The organism is Streptomyces glaucescens, assembly GCF_000761215.1.
Lineage (GTDB): Bacteria > Actinomycetota > Actinomycetes > Streptomycetales > Streptomycetaceae > Streptomyces > Streptomyces glaucescens_B.
The window spans coordinates 710,969-729,248 of record NZ_CP009438.1 but is presented as its reverse complement, the minus strand read 5'-3'; the positions used below and the strand labels follow the sequence as shown (position 1 = coordinate 729,248).

Below are 18,280 nucleotides of genomic sequence, written 5' to 3'. Positions count from 1 at the left end.
CTCTTACGCCACCCCGCCCTACTCCACCATCCCCCGACATGGGCCCACCAGCCGGGAGAATCACCCGGGCGCGGTGTACGAGAGGTGTTATGTCCCACACAAGGCGGTTTCGCACCCCGTGGCCGCCGCCGGTGGTGCTCCGCCGAAGCCGGTGATTTCCTGAGGTGAGGAGTGCGGTCGGCCGCGCGGGGCACTCGCGCATCCCCGGCACTGCCATGAGAGGAGCGGTCACCATGAACGGCGAACGGTCGCACCCGGAGTCCGTCTCCGTGGAGATCAGCGGGTGCAGCAAGGAGGACGCCCGGGTGGTCTTCGACACCCTGTGCGCCAGCTTCGCGTCCGACCGGTGCGAGGACGACGTGCCCGAGCAGTGGCACGAGACGCGTCCGATGGTCTGGCTCGGCACGTTCGACGTGTCCGAGCGGCACGAGGGCACCGCCCGCCCCGCCCGGCTCTCGGCCCCGGTGACGGCCGACGTCCAGGGCGGCTACTGGGCGATCGACCGGTTCCGTACGACCCTGGACTCGCTGTTCACGGTCCACGACCAGAGCACGGCCTCCGGCGACCAGGAGCGTGAACTGCACCTGGTGCTCGAGAGCCGCTGATCCACGCCGCCGAGGGGGCGGTCACCGGCGCCCGCCGGTGACCGCCCCCTCGGCGTGTCCCGGCGGGCTGTGCGACCCGTCACGTCTCGCCCCTTGGTTGTGCAACTAGTTGCACAACCGGTGTGCGGTCCTCTACAACTACAGGGCACCACACCGCGCACGGAGGCGTCGATGAGCCGTTACCCGCACCTGCTGAGCCCGCTCGACCTGGGCTTCACCACCCTGCCCAACCGCGTCCTGATGGGTTCCATGCACGTCGGCCTGGAGGAGGCCGAGGGCGGCTTCGCGCGCATGGCGGCCTTCTACGCCGAGCGCGCCCGCGGGGGAGTGGGCCTCATCGTCACCGGCGGCATCGCGCCCAACGACGAGGGGCGGCCGTACGAGGGCGGCGCCAAGCTCACCACCGACGCGGAGGCCGAGCAGCACCGGGTCGTCACCGAGGCCGTGCACCGCGAAGGCGGCCGGATCGCCCTCCAGATCCTCCACTTCGGGCGCTACGCCTACCACCGCGACCTGGTCGCCCCGAGCCCGCTCCAGGCCCCGATCAGCCCCTTCCCGCCGCGCGAACTGACCGACGCCGAGGTCGAGCGCACCATCGACGACTACGCCCGCACCGCCCGCCTGGCCCAGCAGGCCGGCTACGACGGCGTCGAGATCATGGGCTCCGAGGGCTACCTCATCAACGAGTTCACCGCCGCCCCCACCAACCACCGCACCGACCGGTGGGGCGGCTCCTACGGCAACCGCATGCGCTTCCCCGTGGAGATCGTCCGCCGGGTGCGCGAGGCGGTCGGCGAGGACTTCATCGTCGTCTACCGGCTGTCCATGCTGGACCTGGTGCCCGGCGGCTCCACCCTGGACGAGGTGATCACCCTCGCCAAGGCCGTCGAGGAGGCCGGGGCCACCATCATCAACACCGGCATCGGCTGGCACGAGGCACGCATCCCCACCATCGCCACCTCCGTGCCGCGCGGCGCCTACACCTGGGTGACCAAGCGGCTGATGGGCGAGGTCTCCGTCCCGCTCGTCACCACCAACCGCATCAACACCCCCGAACTCGCCGAGCGGCTGCTCGCCGACGGCACCGCCGACATGGTCTCCATGGCCCGCCCGATGCTCGCCGATCCCGAGTTCGTGAACAAGGCCGCCGCCGGCACCCCCGAGGCCATCAACACCTGCATCGGCTGCAACCAGGCCTGCCTGGACCACACCTTCAGCGGCAAGATCACCTCCTGCCTGGTCAACCCGCGCGCCTGCCACGAGACCGAGCTGGTGCTCTCCCCGACCCGGCTGCGCAAGCGGGTCGCCGTCGTCGGCGCCGGACCCGCCGGTCTCGCCTGCGCGGTCACGGCGGCCGAACGCGGCCACGCGGTCACCCTGTTCGACGCCGCCGCCGAGATCGGCGGCCAGCTCAACGTGGCTCGCCGGGTCCCCGGCAAGCAGGAGTTCGACGAGACCCTGCGCTACTTCCGCCACCAGCTCGACGCCCACGGCGTCGACGTACGGCTCAACACCCGGGTGGACGCCGCCGGCCTCGCCGGCTACGACGAGGTCGTGGTCGCCACCGGCGTCAGCCCGCGCACCCCCGACATCCCCGGTGTCGACCACCCGAGCGTCGTCGGCTACCTCGACGTGCTGCGCGACCGCGCCCCCGTCGGCCGGCGCGTGGCCGTGCTCGGCGCCGGCGGCATCGGCTTCGACGTCGCCGAGTACCTCACCGACAGCGGCGACAGGGCGAGCGAGGACCCCGCCACGTACTTCCGCCACTGGGGCGTGGACATGGACTACGCCGCCCCCGGCGGCCTCGCCGCCCCCGAGCGGCCCGCCCCGCCGCGCACCGTCCACCTGCTCCAGCGCAAGACCAGCAAGGTCGGCGCCGGCCTCGGCAAGACCACCGGCTGGATCCACCGCGCCGAGCTGAAGCACCGCGGCGTCACCATGGTCCCCGGCGTGCGCTACGACCGGATCGACGACGCGGGGCTGCACATCACGGTGGGCGAGCGGAGCACCGTCCTGGAGGTCGACACCATCGTGCTGTGCACCGGCCAGGAGCCGCGCCGCGACCTGTACGACGAGCTGATCGCCGCCGGACGCCCGGCCCACCTCGTCGGCGGCGCCGACGTGGCCGCCGAACTGGACGCCAAGCGCGCCATCAAGCAGGGCACCGAACTCGCGGCGGCGCTCTGAGCCGGACGGGGGGCCGTCCCTAGGATGGCCCCCATGTCACTCCCGCACGCCATCCTCACCGCTCTGCTCGAAAAGCCGTCCTCGGGGCTGGAGCTGACCCGCCGGTTCGACAAGTCGATCGGCTACTTCTGGTCGGCGACCCATCAGCAGATCTACCGCGAGCTGGCGAAGCTGGAGGCCGACGGCCTGATCCGGGCGCTGCCCAGCGAGCAGCCGGCCCGCGGGCAGCGGAAGAGCTACGAGGTGCTGCCCGCCGGCCGTGCCGAACTCGCCCGCTGGACCGCCGCGCCCCAGGATCCCAAGCCGCTGCGTGACACCCTGCTGCTGCGGCTGCGCGCCGGGGCCGTGGTCGGCACCGAGGGCCTGGAGGACGACCTGCGCCGCCATCTTGAGCTGCACCGGCGGCAGCTGGCCGAGTACCGGGAGATCGAGAAGAGGGACTTCCCGCCCGGCCGGGACAGCACCGAGGACCGGCTGCGGCACCTCGTCCTGCGGGCGGGCATCGACCTGGAGACGTTCTGGACCGGGTGGCTGGCCCACGCGCTGGCGGAGTTCGCCGATCTGCCCGCGGATCAGAGCCGGTAGGGCTTGCCGCGGCGGCGCAGGAACCAGCCCGCCGCGATGGCGCCGGTGCCGACCAGCACACCGCCCGCCACCATGGTGACGGTGCCGTAGTCCTTGGTGCCGCCGCCCACGCCGCCCATCACGCCCCGCGAGGGCGTGGCCGTGGGGGAGACGGTGGGGGTCGCGGGCGCGGAGACGATGACGGACTGGCTGCCCGCGGTGCTGCCGTTGGAGCACACCACGATGACCGTGTACGTCCCCGGGCTGACGCTGGACCAGGCCGCGGACTGAAGGCCGGCGGTGCCGGTGAGCGCCGTCTGACGGCCCTGGGCGAAGTTCGCCTGGCTGCTGGTCAGCAGCGAGGCGTTGCCCCAGCTGCCGCCGACCTGGGTGCAGGCGCTGGTCGTCACCGAGACGGTGGAGCCGCTGGTGCTCACCGAGATCCCGGAGACCGCGCCGGCCGGCTGGGCGGCCAGGCCGAGCGGCAGCGCGGCGGCGGCTGCCACGGCCAGTCCGCAGCGGAGAAGTGGCTGAGTTCTGCGCATGGAAGTGTCCTCCGGCGGCACGGTTGGCGGTACATCCCTTGCGCCGCCTGGGTCGGGGAACGCCCGTGCTGCCTCGGAGCCAGCCAACGGCTCCGGCGCGTGTCCCGCATGCGGGCGGCCCCCGTGCGGGTGACGGACCGGCCCGTCCGGGTGAACGGCCCGGCCGGGAACGGGTCCCCGGTCACCCGCCGGTCGTCACCGTGCGCTCCGCCGAGAATCCGCCCCAGGTGCCGTCCGGCAGCTTGGCGCGGATGCGCACCCGGTGCCGTACGCCGTCCTCGCGGCCCAGGTAGAAGCTGTACGTCGCCTTCTCCCGCGGCGCGGTCCCGCCCCACACGAGGGAGGTGGCCGCCCGTCCGTCCAGGTGGATCTGATACTCCGTGATCACCCCGTCGGCGCGGGGCGGCACCCAGGAGAGGTGGAGGTAGTGGGCGCCGTCCTCGGCACGGGCCGCCGCCCGGAAACCGGTCGGTGCGGTGCCACGGCCGTCGTCGTCACCGGGCGCGGTGGTGAGCCGGACGGCGGCGCTCGGCGCGGAGACGTTGTCCGCCGCGTCCCGGGCCCGCACCGTGAAGCTGTAGCGGGTGCCCGGCCGCAGCCCGGTGACGACCGTCCCGGTCTGCGAGCCGCCGACGCTGTGGATCTTCGTGCCGCCCTGGTGGATGTCGTAGGACACCACGCCCCGGTCGTCCGTCGACGCGTCCCAGGTGAGCTGGACGGCCCGGCTCCCTGCGGTGCGTCCCCGCGGCGCGGCCGGCCGCGAGGGTGCCGAGCGGTCGGCGGCGACGGCCGCGGGGGTGGTGGCCCGCACCTCCCTGCTGGGCGGTCCGAGGCGTCCGTCGGCGTCCCGGGCGCGCACGGTGAAGACGTAGGTGGTGGACGGCCGCAGCCGGGTGACGTCGACCATGTGCCGGGACGCCGGCACCTCGTCCACCTTGGCGGTGCCGCGGTACACCTCGTAGACGCGGACGCCCGCCTCCGCCGAGACGGCGTTCCACATCACGTGCACGCTGGTCGCGCTGCCGGCCGCCGCGGTGACCCCGGTCGGCGCGCCGGGCGCCGCGCCGTCCCCGCCCTCCTGGCTCAAGCCGCAGGACACCACGAGCGTCAGAGTGCCGCAGACCAGCAGCGCGGGCAGGGGAACGCGGGGCACGAGTCGGCCTCCCGGGCGGACGGGTGACGAATTGGTCCGGACCAATATGACGCGCCCGACGCGATCACATCAAGAGGGCGGCCGCAGGTGCCGTCACCGCGGGGTGCCCACGCCGCACCGTGCGGCGGCCGAACGCGCCCCGTCCGCGCGGCGATCCGCGGACGCGGCGCGGGGAGGCCGCCGTAGTCCGGACCGCACCGCGCCGGTGCCGGCGCCCGGACGGCCGCGGCGGTCGAGGCGCTCCGCCCCCGCCCCTCCGGTCCCGGACGCTTGGGCCGCCCGGTCGCCATGGGGTGCCGACGCGGGCCCCGCGGGGCACAGATGCACCTGATGACCCGTCAGCACCCCTGGAAGGCTACTCATCGTGCGTCTCCAGTCGCTCACCCTGGTCGCGGCCGGCGCCGCCCTGCTCGCTCCCACGGCACTCCCCGGCTCGGGCGCCGCCGCCCCGGCCGCTCCCGCGGCCCCCGTGTCCCCCGCCGGCCCCGTACCCCCCGCAGCCCCTCCTGGCCCCGCGCACCCCGTCGCTCCGGCGGCCGCCGCCCGCCCAGCCGCTCCCGCGGCCCACGGGGCTCCCGCCGCGGGCCCGGCCGGGGCGCGCGCCGAGCCGGCCGCCGCGCGCGAGCGCGCCGTACGCGCCGCCGACCTCCTCGCCAGGGCGCGGAACTGCGTCCCCGTCTCCCGCGGGCGCTACCGCAGCGACGCCGGCGCACCCGCGGACATCGCGGTCTGCGGCACGCGCGACGCCGTGTTCTGGAAGGCGGACATGGACATCGACTGCGACGGCCGCCCCGGCCGCCGCTGCAACCGCCGCACCGACCCCTCCTTCTCCGCCGTGACGGCCTTCACCGGGTCCGACGGCCGCCGGCCCGACGCCGAACGGCTGCCCTACGTCGTCGTCCCCGCCCCGAGCCGCGTCTGGGACCACCGCGCGCACGGCGTACGCGGCGGCTCGGTCGCGGCGATCGTGTACCGCGACCGGGTACGGTACGCGGTCGTCGGCGACGTCGGCCCCGGCCACATCATCGGCGAGGCGTCGTACGCCGCGGCCGCGGGACTCGGCATCGACCCCGACCCGCGCGGCGGCGGAACCGCCTCCGGCGTCACCTACATCGTCTTCAAGGACTCCGGGAAGTCCCCGGTGGAGAGCCACGCCGCCGTCGCGGCGGCGGGGGAGCGGCTGGCGCGCGAGTGGGTCGGCACGGCCGCTCGGCCGGCACCCGCCCGTCCGGCCCACGACCCGGCGCCGGACGGACACCGGACCGCCGGCCGGCCGTCACCCGAGGGCAGCCCCACATCCCTGACGGCGCTCGCCGCCTCCCGGGCGACGAGGACGAGGGCGGCGGCCTGCTCCCCGGGCTCCGCAGCCCTCGCGGTGCCGGCGGCGTGCGCGACACGAGCCGCCGGGCGATGAGCGCCCCGTCCGATGTCCACGGCGGTGTGCGCGACGCGAGCCGCGGGACCCGCCGGTGCAGGGCCGGCCGCGGCGGCGGGGAGGCGCGCCCGGTGTCCCGCCGCCGCGGGGCTCACACCTTGCGGTAGTCGTACGCCTCCATCGCCGCGGCGGCCACCGCGTCCAGACCGGCGCCGGTGGCCGCCGTGACGACCGCCGCGACGGCGCCCTCCACGAACGGGGCGTCCACCAGGCGGGTGTGCCCGGGCAGGTCGTCACCCTCGGCGAGCATGGCCTTCACGGTGAGCACGGCACTGCCCAGATCGGTGAGCACCGCGACACCGGCGCCCCGGTCCACCGACGCCGCGGCCGCGGCGATCAGCTCCGCGCTGGTGCCCAGCCCTCCGCCCTCGGTGCCGCCCGCCGCGGCGACGGGCACCGCCGCCTCGCCACCGGCCAGCCCCCGCGCGAGGTCGGCCACGGCGGCGGCGACCTGCGCGCTGTGCGACACCAGCACGATGCCCACGACCTTCTCGTTCGTCACGTCACTCACCTGCCGCCTCCGCGAGTCCCGCGACCAGCAGCGCCGCCGAGGTGGCGCCCGGGTCCTGATGGCCGACGCTCCGCTCGCCGAGGTAACTCGCCCGTCCCTTGCGGGCCTGCAGCGGCGTGGTCGCGACCGCGCCCCGCTCGGCGGCGGCCCGCGCCGCGCCGAAGCCCTCACCGAGCGCGTCCACCGCCGGCACCAGCGCGTCGATCATGGTCTTGTCGCCCGGCGCGGCACCGCCCAGGGCCATGACCGCGTCCACCCCCGTGCGCAGCGCCCCGGCCAGGTCCTCCTCGCTCACCTCGGCGGCGTCGCCGAGCGCCTTGCCGGTGCGGCGCAGCAGGGTGCCGTACAGCGGACCGGACGCCCCGCCGACCGTCGAGATCAGCTGCCGTCCGGCCAGGGCCAGCACCGCCCCCGGCGTGGCCGGGGCCTCCTTGTCCAGCGCCGCGGTGACGGCGGCGAAACCACGTTGCAGATTGCTGCCGTGGTCGGCGTCCCCGATGGGGGAGTCGAGGGCCGTGAGCCGTTCCGCCTCGCGGTCCACGGACACGGCGGTCGCCGTCATCCAACGGCGGAAGAAAGCGGCATCGAGCACGGGATCTCCTTGCGTGAGAGGTCGGATGAACGCGTCGGCCGCCGGGTCACATACCCCATCGCAGGCCCGGCGTGTGCACCGGCGCGTCCCACAGCCGCAGCAACTCCTCGTCGACCTGGCACAGGGTCACGGAGGCGCCCGCCATGTCCAGGGAGGTCACATAGTTGCCGACGAGGGTACGGGCCACGGCGACGCCGCGCTCCGACAGCACGCGCTGCACCTCCGCGTTGAACCCGTACAGCTCCAGCAGCGGCGTCGCGCCCAAGCCGTTGACCAGCACCAGCACGGGGTTGCGCGGCTCCAGGTCCTCCAGGACGGCGTGCACGGCGAAGTCGGCGACCTCCCCGGACGTCATCATCGCCCGCCGCTCCCGGCCCGGCTCGCCGTGGATGCCGATGCCCAACTCCAGCTCGCCCGGCGGCAGATCGAAGGTGGGGCTGCCCTTCGCGGGGGTCGTACAGGCGGCGAGGGCCACGCCGAAGCTGCGGGAGCTGTCGTTGACCTGCCGGGCGATCGCCTCCACCCGCTCCAGCGGCTGCCCCTCCTCGGCGGCGGCGCCCGCGATCTTCTCCACGAACAGCGTGGCGCCGGTGCCCCGCCGGCCGGCCGTGTACAGGCTGTCGGTGACCGCCACGTCGTCGTCGACCAGGACCCTGGCGACCTGGATGCCCTCGTCCTCGGCGAGCTCCGCGGCCATGTCGAAGTTGAGCACGTCCCCGGTGTAGTTCTTCACGACGAACAGCACCCCCGCGCCGCTGTCCACCGCGGCCGCCGCCCGCACCATCTGGTCGGGCACCGGCGAGGTGAACACCTCCCCGGGGCAGGCCGCCGAGAGCATCCCGGGCCCCACGAACCCGCCGTGCAGCGGCTCGTGTCCCGATCCTCCGCCGGAGACCAGGGCCACCTTCCCGGCGACCGGCGCGTCCCGCCGCACGATCACCCGGTTCTCCACGTCGACGGTCAGCTCCGGATGCGCGGCGGCCATGCCCCGCAGGGCGTCGGACACGACGGTCTCCGGGACGTTGATGAGCATCTTCATCGGTACCTCCTGACGAGATGAGCAGGCGAGTCCTGAACCTGCGGGTACTGATCCGACGGCCACTTCGGCGACCGGACGCCAGGTACTGCGGGTGATCGGCCGGGGGACGACTGCGTTTCCTCTCCAGGGCAGTATTGACCTTGTGACCGTGAAGGTCACGCCACCTCGGCCCGCGCGCTGCTCCGGGCAAGGCCCCGGCCCTCCCCGCGCGGACCGCCCGCGACCTGCCGGGGTGCGCCCGTGAACGGGACGCCCGGGTCCCGGGAGCCGGTGCCGGCGACGCCCTGCCCGCGGTCCGGGGCGCGCGGCGGACGAGGACGAGCCGGCCGACCGGAGCCAGGCCGTCTGCCACACCCTCAGAAGCGACGCAGGGGCGCTCCTTCCCGCGCGCACTGCGCCCGGATCCGGTCACCGGCGTCCGTGAACGCGGACAGGTCACCTCGGGGCACGGCACGCACCAGGTCCTGGATCGCCACGGCCAGGGCGGCGTTGCCGCCTTCGACGGCGAGCCGTACGGCGTCGAAGAGGCCGGCGTTCCGGTCCGCGCTGCTCGCCCCGGAGCCCATGACCTCGTCGAACCGCTCGCAGGCCCGGGCGGCACCGCCCGGCACCCCCGCCGGCGGTGCGGCGGGCGGGGCTCCGGCCGTGGCCGCCCCCGGCGTACCCGCCACCAGCCCCGTGGTGGCCACGGCGACGGCCAGGAGCAGGGCCAGGGCGAGCAGACCCCGCTGCTCCCGGGAGACGGGAACGGACACGGCGGCGGGCGCGGCACCGGGACGCCGGGCCCGCAGCGACACGACCGCCGCGGCGATCCCCGCCCCCACCAGGGCACTCGCGGCACCGGCCACCACGGTCCGCAGCAAGGTGTCGCGCACGAAGCCGGCGTCGAGACCGGCCTCGCAGGGGCCGGACACCAGGGCGAGGGCGTCCCAGCAGCCGCCCGCCACGGACCCCGCGAAGATCACTCCCGTGGCCAGGCAGCCGGTGACGAAGGCGGCCAGCAGCGCGAACGGCACCACCGGACGGCCGAGGGACCGGTGCGAGCGGGCCAGGCCCGCCGTGACGACCGCCGCCACCACGCCCTGGAGCACCACGGCGGCGGCGACGGACCAGTGGTGGAAGGCGACGCGGTACGCACCCTGCCGCCGCAGTTCCTCCGCCACGTGCGCGTGCGCCCACGCCCGGGTCCCGAGGAGGGCCGCGGCGAGAACGGCGGTGCCCGCGAGCGCCGTGACGACGACCCACCGCGCCCAGCCGGAGTCCGGGCCCGCCGCACCCCGACGCCCCAGCGCGGCGAGCGGGAAGGCCCAGAGCACCACCACGGCGAGCACGGCGGGAGTCCACTCGTGGAAGAGCCGGGCCAGTGGGTGTTCGAGGACGGCCCACGGCCAGAACGGCTCCAGGGCGGCGACCGCCGCGACGGCGCGGTGGTCGGCCCGCGCGCCGTCGTGCACCGGCCCCAGCCCGTCGGCCATGTCGTACAGCATCAGCCACCAGCCGAGCAGGACCGACAACGGGACCGCCATCGCCGCCAGCCCCGCCGCCCAGGTGCCCCTGCCCAGCCGTCCCGACGCGGGGAGCCAGAGCGTCGCGCCCCGGACGACCCAGCGGAGGAAGAGCACGACGAACAGACAGAGCCCCAGGGACGCCGCGGTCGCCGCCGCGGTCGGCAGGGGCGAGGACCCGGAGCGCAGGATCCCGTTCTCCGCGGGCACGAGCCGTCCCAGCACGAGCCCGGCAGCCAGGCCGAGCGCCGGCAGCAGCGTGCGGGGGCCGCCGGTGCCCGGCGGCGCCGCATCGCTGCGCGCCCACAGGGCCGCGCGCCACAGCCCGGTGGCGACCACGGCGACCACGGCGGGGGCGAGCACCAGCGCGACCACCCACCGGGAGTCGCGGGGACCGAGATGGTTGAAGCCGAGCCAGAGCAGCGTGTGCAGTCCGGCGGCGGCGACCGTCGCCGCCAGCCCCGCCGCGAAGCACTCGCCGAAGCCGATGCGGAACAGCACCTCCGGGCTCTCGATCGCGGCGACGCGCCGTTCCGCACGGGGGTGCAGCCGCAGCGGTCCGCGGGACCACCAGGGCCGGCCCGCCGGGACGCCGAGCACCCTCCGCAGGTGGGCCCGCGCGTCGCCCCAGGACGCGGCGCGGACGTCGGCCGCGTGTTCGCGGGCGCGCGAGACCGCGGCAGCCGTGAGGTAGACGAGGGCGACGAGCACGGCCGCCCGCCACGTCACGCCGAAGAGGTCCTGCGGATCGGTGCCCGCCAGGGCCACGGCCAGCGGGGCGAGGCCCAGCGGGACGAAGACCACGGCCAGCGCCACCGTCAGCTGCGTGATGTCGACGTCCTTGTTCCTGATGTGCGCGAGTTCGTGCCGCACGAAGGCCCGCAGCAGCGCCGGGTCCTCCCGTCCCCGGGTGAGCAGTGTCTCGTTCAGCTGCACGCGGTAGTCGCCGGCGCGCCCGAAGGCGCGTGCCCCCACGTCCCAGCGGCCCACGGCCACGAGGAAGCGCGGCGCCGTGCGCAGTCCGGCCTCCGCCACCAGCGACCGGAGTTCGCGCAGCAGCGCCGCGTCCTCGGGGTCGTCCTCCGGCTCGAGGGGCTCCAGCTTCTGGCGCCAGGTCCGCAGCCGCGGGGCGGCCAGGTAGACGGCCACGGCCGCGAGGGCCAGCAGCACCAGGCCCGCCAGGATCCACCACGCCTTCTCCCGCTCGTGGGACGCCGTGCAGGACAGGACGCCGCGCGCGTAGGCGCCCGGATCCGCGGCGGGTGCGCCGGCCCCGGGCGCCGCAATGCACGCCTGGTAGTCGGCGAAGGCGTCGTCGGCGCCGGGAGACACGGCGTAATACAGCAGGTTGTAGACGAAGGCCGACGTTCCCAGCAGCGCGGTGAGCAGCAGGACGAAGCGGAACCTCACGCCGTCGGGAAGGGCGAACGGATCGGGCCGCGCGGACGGGGCCGGAAGCACCGCGCCCTCAGCCCCTCAGCGCGTCGACCAACGCGTCCGCCACCGACCGGGCACGGTCCTCCGGCAGCCCGTGGTCGAGTGCGGTGGCGCGGGCCGTGCGGTGGATGGCCCGGAGCTGTTCCTCGGTGAGGGCCTGTTGCTCCCCGGCGGGGTCCGCGTCCACTCCGCCGGACGACTCCTCGGGTGCCGGTCCCGGGGCCGGAGCAGGGGGCGGTTCCGGGGCGACGGCGGGTGTGCCGTCGGCGGTCGGCCCAGGGCGTCGCAGCACTCGTCGCAGCAGCCTTCTCACCGCCTCCTGGCTTCGGTCGACGGCCGAGGCCGCCAAGTCCTGGGCCAGGGACGTGAGCACTCCCTGGACGATGGCGAGCACGAAGGGAGCGACGACGACGATCACCTCACCGGCGCCGGAGCCCAGCAGCTCGTCCCTGGCCTTGCCGTCGAGACTCCTGCGCGCCGCCTTGAGCTCCCCGTCGGGATCACGGAAGTAGGCTCTGCTGCGGCGCCGGAACACCGCCAGCTCGCCGGGAGCCGCGCGCTCGATCACGTCCCGTGCGACCTCGCGGATCAGCTCCTCGTCCACGGCCCCCGCGGCCGGCCCGGTGGTGTCCTTGCCCATCAGCGCCATCCTTCGCAGTCGTGGAGCACGCCTCAGCCCCCGCTGGTCTGCCGGACGTAACTGACTCCGTCCAGCAGCAAGTTCTCGAACGTGTATCCGTAGCCGGCGTCGAATTCCTCGATCGACCAGTGTGCGTAGGTGATCGGCCCGCCCTGGACGTGAATGGTCAGGGACGATCCGTCGGCCACCGCCGGGCCGGTGAGCACCCGCCCGTTGTTGTAATGCAGTTCCGCTACGCCGTCGGCGGTGAAGACGATTTTGTCGAGACGCGCGGCGCCGTCCCCGTCACCGTCCCATTCACCCTTCAGCTCTTCCGGAATGTCGGCCGCGGGGAGAGCCGAGGAAACGGGAGGCGGTTCCGGGGTGAAGGGGGCGGTGGTGAGAGGGCGGGTGGTGGACGGACCGGGTGCGGGTGGGTCCGGCGTGGCCGGGACCGGTGCCGGAGGTGTCGGTGGCTCGGTGGGTCCGTCCGGGCCGTCGTCGGCAGGCGTGGTCGTCTCGGACGAGCCGTCCGGCCGGCCCGGGTCGCCGCCACCGCAACCCGTCAGCAATATCGCCGCCACTGCCACTGCCACTGCCACTGTCGCGGTCGCGGACTTGCGCACCAGAAATCCCATGACCCGCCCCCCGGCTCCCCGGTGCAGCCGCGGCCGATCGGAGGCCGGACTGCGAACTGCCGGTGAGATTAGCCGTGGCCGGGTGGCCAGAAAAGAGCCAGGACCGAACGGTCACATTCGTTCAACATGTGCCGGACGATTTCATATGCGGAGCGCTTTTGCCATCCGCCATGGGCAGCGCGAAAGAGTCATCCATGCGCCACCAGGCGTGCGTATAAGGGGAATTGAGCACCCGTGCGCCCCTGCTACGGTGGGCGGATGGCAGCGATCAAGCAATTCCAGGTCACCTTCGACTGCGCGCAACCCGAGCGTGTCGCCCGCTTCTGGTGCGAGGTGCTGGGGTATGCCGCACCCCCGCCGCCGGAGGGATTCGCGAGGTGGGACGACTACCGGCACTCGCTGCCGCCCGAGGACCGGGACGCGTGGTTCGCGTGCAGTGATCCCTCCGGCGTGGGCCCGCGGCTGTACTTCCAGCGCGTTCCCGAGGGGAAGGTCGTCAAGAACCGGGTGCACCTCGACGTGCGGGTCGGCACCGGACTCGTCGGCGAGGAGCGCCTGGCCGCGCTGGAGGCCGAATGCGCGCGGCTGGTCGCGCTCGGAGCGGTACGCGTGCGACTGCTGCCCGCCGATGAGGAGAACGAGTCGTGCCTCCTGATGCAGGACGTCGAGGGCAACGAGTTCTGTCTCGACTGATCTCGTGGGGACCGGCCGGCGCCCCGGGGCGCCGCCTTCGTGCCCGCGGTGCCCGCGCCCTGCGCGCCACCGCGGTGGGTGCCCGCCGCGGTCGAGCCGTCACGTCAGGCGCGTGACGATCTCCTCGCACCACTCGTGCGTGACGAGCGCGTCCCCCGCGTCGAGCCGTTCCCCGGTGCGCACCGCGTCGAGGAAGCGCAGGCACATGGCCTCGAAGCCGCGGCGCCGTCCGACCGGCTCCCAGTCGGAGCCGCGGCGCAGCACGGGCACGCCGTCGTGCTCGGTGACGTCGGTCAGGTTGACGACGTCGCGGCGGCGGCCGCCGCCCGCGGTCTGCAGCACCTCGCCCGCCGAACCGCCGGACCGGTTCATGACGGCCAGTCCGGTGAATCCCGGAGCCGCGGCCCGCAGGACCACGTGGTGCAGCCGCCCGTCCACGACCTTCCCGTGCACGTCGAGCGCGACCTGCGCCGGAGCGAGCATGCGCAGGGTGTCGACCAGGTGGATGAAGTCGTCCAGCACGATGGTCCGCACGTCACCGGTGCCGGCGTGCCGGTCCTTCTGCAGCACGACCAGGTCGCGCGGGCCGTCGAGTGCGCGGGTGTAGGCGGGGGCGTAGCGGCGGTTGAAGCCCACCATGAGGGACCGGCCGCGCTCCCGGGCCGTCTCGGCCATTCGCCGGCTCTCGGCCAGGGAGTACGACAGCGGCTTGTCCACGAGCACGTCGACGTCCGCTTCGAGGAGGCGGGTGACGAGGGCGTGGTGGTGTTCGGTGGGTGCGTGCACGAAGGCCGCGCGGACGCCGGAGGCGATGACGTCGTCCAGGTCGGTGAACAGGTGCCGGACCCGGTAGGCGCTGCCGATCCGGGCGAGCTTCCCCGGGTCCCGGGTCATCAGCCGCAGGTCGAGTCCCGGCAGTGCCCCCAGCACGGGCAGGTACGCCTTCTGCGCGATGCCGCCCAGGCCGATCACGGCCACCGGGAGGCCGCCGTCGGCCGGGGTGTGTGCTGCGGGTTCCACCGGTTCCACCGTGCGCCCTTCGTCAGATGTCTAGACCAATGGTCACCCTATCCCGCGCGGAGCGCGCGTGTCCGGGAGGGGCGCGCCGGTGCCCGGTGCCGGCCTGACGGGCCGTCGGCCCCGGCTCCACGACGGGGAGCGCTCGCGGCCCTCCGCCGCCCGGACACCTCCCCGGAGCGTCGAGGAGACGCAGGTCACATCCTCCGCTGTCACATCGCGGGCGGCCGCTCCGTCATAGGGGTGACGTCATCGAGAACCGCGAAGGAGCAACGCCATGAGCGCCCGTCTGAACATCTTCGGCAACGCCACCGCGAGCGCCGCCCTGAAGCACTTCGTCGCGGCGGGCCAGGTCATCGCCAAGTCCCCACTGCCCGCCGCCACGCAGGAGCTGGTGAAGATCCGCGCGAGCCAGATCAACGGCTGCGGCTTCTGCACCGACATGCACACCAAGGAGGCCACCGCCGCCGGTGAGTCGGCGGTGCGGCTCAACCTGGTCGCCGCCTGGCGTGAGGCCACGGTCTTCACCGACGCCGAGCGTGCCGCGCTGGAACTGACGGAGGAGGCCACCCGCATCGCGGACGCGGCGGGCGGTGTCCCGGACGAGGTGTGGGCCCGTGCCGCCAAGCACTACGACGAGGAGCAGCTCGGAGCGCTCGTGTCCCTGATCGCGCTCATCAACGCCTTCAACCGGGCGAACGTCATCGTCCAGCAGCCCGCGGGGGACTACCGGCCCGGCCAGTTCGCCTGACGCGCGCCGCTCGCCGGCCGCTCGTCCGCCGTACCGGAGTCGTCGGTGCGGCGGGCGGGCGGCCCGCCGAGCCCGGCACGCGCAGCGGCGTCGACGGGACGACGGGCCGGGCTGTGCACCGTCAGTTCTTCACCAGCAGACCGCGCCCGCGCAGCACCCGTCGCTCCAGCGGACTGAAGATCAGCAGATCGATGGCGATGCCCACCAGCAGGATCAGGAAGATCGCCAGGAAGACCTGGGACATGCTGGCGTTGTTCCGCCCGTTCTCCAGGAGCTGGCCGAGGCCCACGCCGAGGTCGGGGGAGGAGGCGATGATCTCGGCGGCCATCAGCGACCGCCAGGAGAACGCCCAGCCCTGCTTCAGCCCCGCGAGGTAGCCGGGCAGCGCGGCCGGCATCACGATGTGCCGGGCCCCCTGCAGCCCGGTCGCGCCCAGCGTCCGACCGGCACGCAGGAACAGCGGCGGGATCTGGTCGATGCCCGCGACCAGGCCGTTGGCGATGGACGGGACCGCGCCGAGCAGGATCACCGCGTACATCATCGAGTCGTTCAGGCCCAGCCAGATCACCGCCGGGGGCACCCAGGCGACCGAGGGCAGGGACTGCAGCCCGGACAGGATGGGTCCGATGGCCGCCCGGACGAAGCCGATCCGGGCGACCAGCAGGCCCAGCGGGGTGCCGATGGCGAGCGCCAGCAGGAAGCCGAGCAGGCCGCGCGAGACGGAGGTCCAGATGTAGTCGAGCAGAGTGCCCTGGAGCCAGGCGGCCTCCACCTCGCCCCACACGGCGGCCGGAGAGGGCAGCTTGTAGTCGGGCGCCACCTCCGCCCACACCAGCAGCTGCCAGACCACCAGCACCAGCCCCACCGCGACGACCGGCGGCAGCGCCTTGCGCAGCAGCGTCTCGCGCAGCGGCGTACGGCGGACCTCGACCGAGTCCAGGGCGTCGAGCCCGGCCTCCAGGCCGGCCAGGTCGCCGGCGTCCTTCCCGGGCTTCCCGGGCGCGTCGACGGGTGTGTCAGTGCTGGCCATGGCGGCGGATCTCCCCACGCAGTTCTTCGGTGATCTCGGCGGACAGTTCGGCGACCGCGGTGTCCTCCAGCCGGCGCGGCTGCGGGATGTCCACGCTCCACTGGCGGGCGATGCGGCCGGGACGGGAGGACAGCAGCACCACGCGCTGGGCCAGCCGGACCGCCTCGCGCACGTTGTGCGTCACGAACAGCACCGACAGGCCGGTCTCGCGCCAGATGCGGGTCAGTTCGTCGTGCAGCACGTCCCGGGTGATGGCGTCGAGCGCCGCGAACGGCTCGTCCATCAGCAGCAGCCTGCTGTCCTGGGCGAGGGCCCGCGCCAGCGCGACGCGCTGGCGCATGCCGCCGGACAGCTCGTGCACCCGCTTGCCGTGCGCGTCGCGCAGCCGGACCAGCTCCAGCAGACGTTCCGCCTCGGGCCGTCGGCGCGGCTTGGCGACCCCGCGCAGTTTCAGCGCCAGCTCGATGTTCTGTCCGGCGGTCAGCCACGGGAAGAGGGCGTGCTCCTGGAACATCAGGGCGGGACGGCCGTCCGTGGCGATCGAGCCCGCGGACGGCCGGTCCAGTCCCGCGACCAGGTTGAGCAGGGTGGACTTGCCGCAGCCGGAGGCCCCCAGGAGGGTGACGAACTCGCCGGGCGCGACATCGAGGCTGATGTCGTCCAGTACGAGCTGCTGCCCGGCCGGGCCCGGGAACGACTTCGAGACGTGCTCGATCCGGGCGGCGTGCCGCACCGCTGCTGTGGCGTGCTCCTCGACCGGGGCCGACAGGGTGGCCATGGTCGTCACCTCCTGGGAACTGATCGGGTGGGGATTACCGGACGCCGAGACCGGCGTCGTCGACCGCTGCCCCGCCCTCGGCCTTGAGGACCTTGTTGAGCAGGGTGAGGTCGTAGATGCCCGTCAGGTCGGGCTTCTCCAGCAGGCCGGCCTGCACCGCGTGCTCGGCCTGGCTGTCGAGGGTGGCGGCCAGCGGGTCGTCGAGGAAGGTGATCGACTTCCAGGCCGGATCGATGATCTCGGCGGGCAGCGCCTTGCCGGAGTCCCGCTTCAGCGCCTGGTTGGCGACGGCCTTCGCCTTGTCGGGGTTGGCGTTGATCCAGGCGTTGCTCTTGACCGCGCCGCGCAGCACGGCCTCGACGACGTCCGGGTGCTTCTTCAGGAACTCCTGGGACACGATGATGTTCGTGATCACGAACTTCTTGTCCGGCCACAGGTCGGCCTCGTCGAGCAGCACCTTCGCGCCCTCGGCGACCAGCTTGGACGCGGTCGGCTCGGGCACCCACGCGCCGTCGATCGAGCCCGCCTTGTAGGCGTCCGGGGTCACCTTGTTCTCGGTGCGGACGACCGAGACGTCGCCCTTGCCGCTCTGCGCGTCGACCTTCCAGCCCTGCTCGGCGATCCAGTTGAGGAACGCGACGTCCTGGGTGTTGCCGAGCTGGGGGGTGGCGATCTTCTTGCCCTTGACGTCCTTCAGGGACTTGATCTTGTCGGGGTCGACCACGAGCTTGACGCCGCCCGACGCCGAACCCGAGATGATCCGCAGGTTCTTGCCGCCGGACTTGGTGTAGCCGTTGATGGCCGGGGAGGGGCCGATCCAGCCGATGTCGATGGATCCCGAGTTCAGCGCCTCGATCTCCGACGGGCCCGCGTTGAAGGTGGCGTACTTCGCCTCGGTGCCGCCCAGTTCCTTCTGGAAGAAGCCCTGTTCGGCGCCGACCAGGGCGGTGGCGTGCGTGAGGTTGGGGAAGTAGCCGATCCGCACCTCGTCGGCGGACAGCTTCTCGGCGTCCGCCGCGACCTCGGCGCGCTTGTCGTCGTCCGTGGAGTCGGCGCCGTAGCCGCAGGCGGTCAGCAGCAGGGGGAGGGCCGCTATGGCGGCGAGGGCGCGCAGGGTGGTGAGCGGTCTTGCGGCAGACACGGAGGTGTCCTCTCGGGGAAGGGCGATCACGGAGGTACGC

18 protein-coding genes are annotated in these 18,280 nt (G+C 74.0%); 6 read left to right on the top strand and 12 right to left on the bottom strand.

The genetic code is table 11. The features are described from left to right. Window positions 1-233: 233 nt before the first annotated feature. The 3 genes from SGLAU_RS03155 to SGLAU_RS03145 all read left to right on the top strand — a co-directional run bounded on the left by SGLAU_RS03155 (window position 234) and on the right by SGLAU_RS03145 (window position 3,377). The gene (locus SGLAU_RS03155) at window positions 234-605 is read left to right on the top strand and encodes a hypothetical protein (RefSeq protein ID WP_043498163.1); all 372 of its coding nucleotides are present in this window, start codon (window positions 234-236) and stop codon (window positions 603-605) included. 171 nt (window positions 606-776) lie between these two features. Continuing rightward, a complete protein-coding gene (locus SGLAU_RS03150) occupies window positions 777-2,792 on the top strand; it encodes an NADPH-dependent 2,4-dienoyl-CoA reductase (protein ID WP_043498161.1) in 2,016 nt (671 codons plus the stop codon). 33 nt (window positions 2,793-2,825) lie between these two features. Then, window positions 2,826-3,377, top strand: coding sequence for a PadR family transcriptional regulator (locus SGLAU_RS03145; protein ID WP_043498159.1), 552 nt, complete (start codon window positions 2,826-2,828; stop codon window positions 3,375-3,377). Here the strand turns inward: SGLAU_RS03145 and SGLAU_RS03140 are convergent. Continuing rightward, the gene (locus tag SGLAU_RS03140; protein ID WP_043498157.1) at window positions 3,365-3,901 is read right to left on the bottom strand and encodes a hypothetical protein; all 537 of its coding nucleotides are present in this window, start codon (window positions 3,899-3,901) and stop codon (window positions 3,365-3,367) included. The genes SGLAU_RS03145 and SGLAU_RS03140 overlap by 13 nt on opposite strands. Before the next feature lie 181 nt (window positions 3,902-4,082). Further along, window positions 4,083-5,054 carry a fibronectin type III domain-containing protein gene (locus SGLAU_RS03135; RefSeq protein ID WP_043498155.1) on the bottom strand — a complete coding sequence of 324 codons (972 nt, stop codon included), beginning with the start codon at window positions 5,052-5,054 and terminating at the stop codon, window positions 4,083-4,085. A gap of 364 nt (window positions 5,055-5,418) precedes the next feature. On the opposite strand from SGLAU_RS03135, the gene SGLAU_RS03130 reads away from it, so the two are divergent. Further along, entirely contained in the window at window positions 5,419-6,468 is a 1,050-nt protein-coding gene (locus SGLAU_RS03130) for a glycoside hydrolase family 75 protein (protein WP_099052756.1), read from the top strand. 112 nt (window positions 6,469-6,580) lie between these two features. On the opposite strand, the gene SGLAU_RS03125 is transcribed toward SGLAU_RS03130, so the two are convergent. From SGLAU_RS03125 to SGLAU_RS32770, 6 genes are all read right to left on the bottom strand, one after another. Continuing rightward, window positions 6,581-6,991, bottom strand: a complete 411-nt coding sequence (locus tag SGLAU_RS03125) for a PTS-dependent dihydroxyacetone kinase phosphotransferase subunit DhaM (RefSeq protein WP_043498153.1) — start codon at window positions 6,989-6,991, stop codon at window positions 6,581-6,583. 1 nt (window position 6,992) lies between these two features. Next, window positions 6,993-7,592, bottom strand: a complete 600-nt coding sequence (gene dhaL / locus SGLAU_RS03120; RefSeq protein ID WP_043498151.1) for a dihydroxyacetone kinase subunit DhaL — start codon at window positions 7,590-7,592, stop codon at window positions 6,993-6,995. A gap of 46 nt (window positions 7,593-7,638) precedes the next feature. After that, window positions 7,639-8,631 carry a dihydroxyacetone kinase subunit DhaK gene (dhaK, locus tag SGLAU_RS03115; RefSeq protein WP_043498149.1) on the bottom strand — a complete coding sequence of 331 codons (993 nt, stop codon included), beginning with the start codon at window positions 8,629-8,631 and terminating at the stop codon, window positions 7,639-7,641. Window positions 8,632-8,987: 356 nt separating this feature from the next. After that, window positions 8,988-11,597, bottom strand: coding sequence for a M48 family metalloprotease (locus SGLAU_RS03110; RefSeq protein WP_043498148.1), 2,610 nt, complete (start codon window positions 11,595-11,597; stop codon window positions 8,988-8,990). A 7-nt stretch (window positions 11,598-11,604) separates the two neighbouring features. Continuing rightward, window positions 11,605-12,213, bottom strand: coding sequence for a hypothetical protein (locus SGLAU_RS03105; protein ID WP_043498146.1), 609 nt, complete (start codon window positions 12,211-12,213; stop codon window positions 11,605-11,607). Window positions 12,214-12,245: 32 nt separating this feature from the next. Then, window positions 12,246-12,830 (bottom strand): hypothetical protein, encoded by a 585-nt coding sequence (locus tag SGLAU_RS32770; protein WP_159072756.1) that lies wholly within the window; start codon window positions 12,828-12,830, stop codon window positions 12,246-12,248. 258 nt (window positions 12,831-13,088) lie between these two features. On the opposite strand from SGLAU_RS32770, the gene SGLAU_RS03095 reads away from it, so the two are divergent. Further along, a complete protein-coding gene (locus SGLAU_RS03095; protein WP_043498144.1) occupies window positions 13,089-13,523 on the top strand; it encodes a VOC family protein in 435 nt (144 codons plus the stop codon). A 99-nt stretch (window positions 13,524-13,622) separates the two neighbouring features. Here the strand turns inward: SGLAU_RS03095 and SGLAU_RS03090 are convergent, their stop codons facing one another. Further along, on the bottom strand, window positions 13,623-14,543 hold the full coding sequence (locus SGLAU_RS03090; RefSeq protein WP_052414035.1) for a Gfo/Idh/MocA family protein: 921 nt from the start codon (window positions 14,541-14,543) through the stop codon (window positions 13,623-13,625). Between the two features lie 274 nt (window positions 14,544-14,817). On the opposite strand from SGLAU_RS03090, the gene SGLAU_RS03085 reads away from it, so the two are divergent. After that, on the top strand, window positions 14,818-15,291 hold the full coding sequence (locus tag SGLAU_RS03085) for a carboxymuconolactone decarboxylase family protein (protein ID WP_043498143.1): 474 nt from the start codon (window positions 14,818-14,820) through the stop codon (window positions 15,289-15,291). A gap of 121 nt (window positions 15,292-15,412) precedes the next feature. Here the strand turns inward: SGLAU_RS03085 and SGLAU_RS03080 are convergent, their stop codons facing one another. Genes SGLAU_RS03080 through SGLAU_RS03070 form a run of 3 tightly spaced genes read right to left on the bottom strand, consistent with a single transcriptional unit; the run spans window position 15,413 to window position 18,240 of the window. Then, entirely contained in the window at window positions 15,413-16,321 is a 909-nt protein-coding gene (locus SGLAU_RS03080; RefSeq protein WP_043498141.1) for an ABC transporter permease, read from the bottom strand. Continuing rightward, window positions 16,308-17,108, bottom strand: a complete 801-nt coding sequence (locus SGLAU_RS03075; protein WP_412556212.1) for an ABC transporter ATP-binding protein — start codon at window positions 17,106-17,108, stop codon at window positions 16,308-16,310. The genes SGLAU_RS03080 and SGLAU_RS03075 overlap by 14 nt, the downstream gene beginning before the upstream one ends. A 25-nt stretch (window positions 17,109-17,133) precedes the next feature. Further along, entirely contained in the window at window positions 17,134-18,240 is a 1,107-nt protein-coding gene (locus SGLAU_RS03070; RefSeq protein ID WP_043498137.1) for an ABC transporter substrate-binding protein, read from the bottom strand. Between the last annotated feature and the right edge of the window lie 40 nt (window positions 18,241-18,280).